Annotated in this window: 5 protein-coding genes; all 5 read right to left on the reverse strand. The window is 38.2% G+C overall.

Annotated features, from left to right (window positions below; all coding sequences use genetic code 11):
- Positions 1 to 736 (reverse strand): porphobilinogen synthase (gene hemB, locus HP439_RS17290; protein WP_172391588.1); only part of this gene is annotated, 736 nt, incomplete at its 3' end.
- 82 nt (positions 737 to 818) lie between these two features.
- Entirely contained in the window at positions 819 to 2,408 is a 1,590-nt protein-coding gene (gene hemC, locus HP439_RS17295; RefSeq protein WP_172391589.1) for a hydroxymethylbilane synthase, read from the reverse strand.
- A 99-nt stretch (positions 2,409 to 2,507) separates the two neighbouring features.
- Positions 2,508 to 3,749: a glutamyl-tRNA reductase gene (gene hemA, locus HP439_RS17300; protein ID WP_172391590.1), complete on the reverse strand. Its 1,242-nt coding sequence runs from the start codon at positions 3,747 to 3,749 to the stop codon at positions 2,508 to 2,510.
- 360 nt (positions 3,750 to 4,109) lie between these two features.
- Entirely contained in the window at positions 4,110 to 4,757 is a 648-nt protein-coding gene (locus HP439_RS17305; RefSeq protein WP_172391591.1) for a hypothetical protein, read from the reverse strand.
- Between the two features lie 2 nt (positions 4,758 to 4,759).
- On the reverse strand, positions 4,760 to 5,829 hold a 1,070-nt coding region (locus HP439_RS17310), incomplete at its 5' end, for an aminotransferase class V-fold PLP-dependent enzyme (protein WP_172391592.1).

Genomic DNA, 5,829 nt, shown 5'->3' on the forward strand with positions numbered 1-5,829 from the left:
CCATTAAAAAATCTGCACCTTCTTCCATATCCAATTGTGCTTCAATTAATGCTTCGCGTGAATTCGCTGGGTTCATTTGGTAAGTTTTCTTGTCTCCTGCTTTAGGAGCTGAATTTAGGGCATCACGAAATGGACCATAGAATGCGGATGCATATTTTGCTGTATAGGACATTAGTGAAACGTCTTTAAAACCGTTCTGATCCAATAATTCACGTATATAACCGATACGACCATCCATCATGTCTGATGGTGCGATAATATCGGCGCCGGCCTGCGCATGTGCAAGCGACATTTTACCTAGAATATCCAAAGTTTCGTCATTAAGGATTTTCCCGTTTTCAACTATTCCATCATGTCCATCTGAACTATAGGGATCCATTGCTACATCAGTAACAACACATGCTTCGGGAAAATTTTTTTTGACTTCTTCGATCGCACGTAAATAAAGATTACCTTTTTTATAGCTTATTGAGGCATATTTATCCTTTAGCGAGTCTTCAATATTCGGGAAAAGGTCGAAACTTTTTAAACCTAATTTTAAACAACTTTCGATCTCTCGAAGAAGATTATCAATAGAGTAACGGAAAATACCGGGCATCGAGGAAATTTCGGTTTTTTGTTGTTGTCCCTCAACGATGAATAAAGGGAAAATTAGATTGGCAGCGGAAAGATGATTTTCTTGAATCATTTCTCTTATGACTGCTGACTTTCTGTTTCTCCTTGGACGCTGTAACATACGTATGTGGATTTAATTTTATGTGTTCGAATCTGTTTTCTACATTAACACTGTTTGGTCTGTAAACTACTGGTATTGGTATTTAATAGTCAATCCCGAAGATTGCTTCGGATAGACCAATTTCGTCGGGTGTGAATGGTAAGGTGTAAGATAGCCCCATATCTTCGATAGCTTTCGCAGTAGAGTACCCTATACTTATAATATGCTGGCCCGGTTCTATTAAATTGTCCCGAAAATATGCCGCGACATTGCTGGGGCTTGTAAAGATTAAAACCTCAGCATTTGTTTTATTGATGTTCTCTTCAAGTACTGTTTCGTAGATAGGCATATCTATCACGGTAGTATTTTCTGTTAGTGCTTTTTGAATTGATAACAATGAATCTTTCGCTCTGGGAATGAAAACCGTTTGTCCATCCACTATTCGGGCGAATTCCTTGGCGATATCTTCGGTCTTAATACCCAAATTATCACCAGAGAAGTCAGCGATACGATCGTATTTACGGAGAGCATCTTCGGACCCCCTCCCTAGAACCGCGAGTTTTGTTTTCTTTAGAATTCTCGGTTCCAATTTGAAGAAGTGATCTATGGCGTTCTTACTGTTGAAAAATATCCAATCCGCACGTTTTAGAATAAAAGAGTCAAGTTTGTTAATGGTTGGATAGATCTTGATAAGTGAACGCGCATCGATATTAATGCGATGTTTGCTTAAAAAACGTCCCAAGTAAGAATTCTCGTCGAGATCCCGTGTAATGAAAACGCTGGAAGGCAGTTTTCGATCTTTTTGGAATTTTTCAAAGATTTTCTCCGCCATACCCTCTGTCGTATCAGAGTGAAGGTATAAGCGGTTCGGAAAATCCTCATTGTCATCCGCGATTGACGTCCAAGATTCAAACTTACCATCCTCGGTTTCTCGGCAGTAACATCCTAGAGGCGCGTGGCACCCCGCATCAAACATGTTTAATACTTTGCGTTCGACAGCGATTGTTTTAGCAACCTTTTCGTCGTTGATCTGTTTCAATAACCCAACCAATTCCTGATCGCTTTCGCGTATTTGAATGGCTAATACACCCTGCGCTGGTGCAGGTATGACTTCTATTGGTGGGAGTTCTTCTAAATGAAAATCGGACAAATCCATTCCGACTCTTGTTACTCCAGCTTTCGCGAGGACAATAGCATCGTATTTTTCGTCACGCAGTTTCTGAAGACGCGTTTGGATATTTCCACGGAGATCTGTGAATTCTAAATCTGGGCGTAAAGAAAGAAGCTGTGCTTTTCTTCTGTTGGAAGACGTGCCGACGGTCGCATTGTGCTTTAAGGATAATCGTTTTTTGATGTCTACACAATCTCTATGTGCGATTAGCAATTCTGATGGATCTTCTCGTTCCGATACTGCTGCTATAATTAATCCAGGTGGGTTGATCGTAGGAATATCTTTATGAGAGTGAACAGCTAAATCAACTTGTCCAGAAAGTAATTCTTCTTCTAATTCTTTGGTGAAAAAACCTTTTCCTTCTAATTTGTCTAACCGAAGATGTTGAATAATATCGCCTTGTGTCTTGATTATTTTTAACTCAGAATCGAGTCCTATTGCTGCTAATCGGTCTTTGATATAATTTGCTTGCCACATCGCAAGTTGACTACCTCGGGTTCCAATGATAAGTTTTCTGTTCACTATTGATACTTTATGGTTGAAAATACTTACAAAGCTAGGCAAATAGGAATACAATCCCGACTAGCATTGTCAGAATTAGGCTATATTACGAGAAAAATGTTAATTATTTTCTGCTTGGGTATTCTTTACCAAAATATCTTTAGCCATTAACATAGGAACTTTAATGTATTTCTTTTCCATATAATTAATAACTTTCTCAAGAGTTTCTCGGGCTTGGGGATCCAGTTTCTGGATTTCTTGTGCAAACACCTCGTTCAAAGCGAACGATTTGATTTCTTTGATTTTTTCTGGGACTTCACGCATAGCCAATTCTACCCGACGTTGTTTTACAAGTGGCAGAAATTCTTGGATGTTTTGTTGAATTATAGCGTCTGCACTAGCCAGTTCGTTGTATCGGTCTTGTTTGTTTTTCTCCGCGATAGCTTGTAGACTACTCACTTCAATATATTGCACGTTGAAGTTCGCAACTACATCTGCATCTACATCATTAGGGACGGCAAGATCGATTACGATTTTTTTATCACTCTCTCCGTTAAGAAGCATGCTGTATAGATTACTATCAATGATTGATTCAGGGGATCCTGTGCAAATAATCATTACATCGAAGCCTTCTTTGTATTGTCCTAAAGCAGAAAGAGAGTACGCTCTGGCATTTAATTCTTTTGCCAGTTTCTCGGCATTTCCCAATGTGCGATTAAACACAACAAAATTGCAGTGTTGATGCTTTCGAAGATATTTGGCTAAATTTTGATTCGTTTCGCCTGAGCCTATAACGAGTATACGTGGGTTTTGTGGTAATTTGGTTTCTTTTAGTTTACGATACGCTAAGGAAACGACAGATATAGGGTTGCGAGAAATGTTGGTATAAGTATACACCTCTTTCGCAGTCTTCACCAAACGATCCATTATTAAACGAAGATAGTCTCCCGTGAATCCCGCTTCGCGACAGCGCTCGTAAGCTTTGCGTACTTGCGCGAAAATTTCTTTCTCGCCCACGACCAAACTTTCCAAAGAACATGACATACGAAACAAGTGATTTAAAGCATTCATTCCTTCGTACTTGGTTACTTGTCCAAGATAACATTGTAAACGTTCTGCAGGTACACAAAAATTCATCTGATGCATAAAGTCCGCAATGAATTGATCATTTAGATCATGCGCGCCACAGAATACAAACTCGACACGGTTACATGTTGCGATATAAAATATTTCTGGAATGTCCAGCCTTGTTTTTAGATTAGCTAGTCTATCTTCCAACTCTTCGTTGCAGATAACTAGATTACCCAGGTCTTTTAACTCGACATGTTTGTGGGTGAACGCTATAACTTTTAGATTCTTCAAAGCTTTATTTTGCTCAATAATTTTTCTCTTGCAAATGTAGATTAAAAGGAATGCTTTTCTGTCAGAAATCTGTCACTAGGCTGAATTTAGAATGATTTTAAATAGATGTATAGTGTTGATTTTAAGTTGGTTGTGAAATTTGTCTTTATATTTGATTATAATAAATCATTTTTTCTGACTGGAAATTGCGGTGTCAACCGGTTAATCAACAATGTATATATTCGAGCAACCATTCTTTTTTGACTCATTATCCTTTTTTCGTTTTTGTTATTAGGATGGATCTATTATTCTTTTGGAATAGAATAATGTGGATGAGCTATTATTTTGTCATGTTTGTAAACTTTGAATAAATATTAATAGCTATCTTTTTTTAGGACGGTGAGAAATAAAATGATCTTTAAGCTTATCGATATTAATATTCTCTTGGGGCTTATCCAATTCGAAACGCCACACTTTCGAATCCATAATTTCGTCTGTTTCTTTTAGGTCTAGTAGATCCACCGGTTTGACCTTAAGTTCTATAACGAGGGGCTGAGTTAGTGGTAATGAAGTACGGCTATAGCGAATTATTTGAATGGTCATATTAGGCCATTTTCCAATATTATTGAAGTTTGCGGTGTGAAACTGTATGAAATCTTTCGGGACGATGTGTTCTCCGAAAAGAGCAGTTTGCTTATTACCACTACTTTCAGAGATAGCAATTAGTAGGTCGAACGAGCTGTGGTTTATAATGTAAAATTTTGCTAATCCGTCTTTCTGTTCACCAGAAATAGCTAAATATATACCTCTAAATACAAATGGTTCGTCGTTTGTAGGATGGATTGTAGACTCTTGGTCATCAATATGTCTCATATTACCATGGACAAGGGTTAATTTGCTCGCTAATACGGGTATTTCAAATCCCGAATCGTCAGTAACACCTATAATGTCATTCGGTTGAAATGACGTAATATGTCCTTCGATCGGTTCGTCAACAAAACGAACCAAATCTCCAATTTTGAATTTCATGCTTATAATATTTTGTTTTTTCGATCAATTATGCTCAAAAGCTGCTGAATGTCTTCGAGTGTATTATATATGTGTATTCCTATTCTAATTCCGGTCCCACGTGGAAAGCATCGAACGCCCATGTTTAAGAGTTCTTGATAACGCTCCGGAGCGATTTGAATGTTAATCAAAGCAGACCGCGTTTTACGACGCTTAATAATCGGTAGAAGTAAATCTCGATTTTGAAGTTCTTCATATGTGAAGTCCAGTATACTTTGGAGATAGTGTTGAATATTGTCAAAGCCAATATTCTGCAAAAAACCTAAGGATTGTCCTAATGTCCCGTGGGCTAAGGTGTCTTGATGTCCAGGTTCAAAGAATGTTTGTAACAACGATTTGTTGCTCCACATGGCTTCCTTAGGTGAAGGAGGGGTTCCCGTCGCTTTCGAGATCATATCTTTGATTTTTGGACTAAGCATCATAAAGCCATTCCCAAAGCCGGATAGCAACCACTTGTATCCACTGGCTCCTAAAGCGTCAAAACCTGACTCTTTGAAATTTATAGGTTCTGTCCCCAATAGTTGCGTTCCATCACCTATAATAAGAAGATCGGGATTGGATTTTTTCAATTGTTTGATAAAATCCAAATTGATTTTTATGCCATTAATATATTGTACAACACTTAAAAGCAATACGTCGGGAGAGTGCCGTTTTATAGCGTCGAGTATCGTGTTTTCTAGGTCTTCTGTGATAGCAGTAAACGTGTGGCGAATTCCTCGACTAATGATTGGATAATTTAATGATGGATAGTCTTCCTCTAATAACAAATAATGAAGATTTCGAGGCATTCTATCAATCAATGTGCTAAATCCAAATGAAAAATTAGGTGTACAAAACACATTCTCTAACTCCGTAGCGAAACTAGTTGCGATCTGTGCTCTAACGTGGTCGATTAAAGCAGGCTGTTGATCACGAAGAAATCCCGAGGGATCATAAAAATCTTTTTCTCGCTCGGCACGCCACTGTTGTGTTTGCTTAGGAAGTAAGCCATTTCCCGGTGTGTTTAAATAGATGATTGAGGATGGAATGTCAA

This window comes from Sphingobacterium shayense (genome assembly GCF_013179575.1).
GTDB classification, from domain to species: domain Bacteria; phylum Bacteroidota; class Bacteroidia; order Sphingobacteriales; family Sphingobacteriaceae; genus Sphingobacterium; species Sphingobacterium shayense.

Coding starts and splice junctions, on each gene's coding strand:
- HP439_RS17305 (WP_172391591.1), bottom strand. CDS start 4,757: ATGAAATTCAAAATTGGAGATTTGGTTCGTTTTGTTGACGAACCGATC.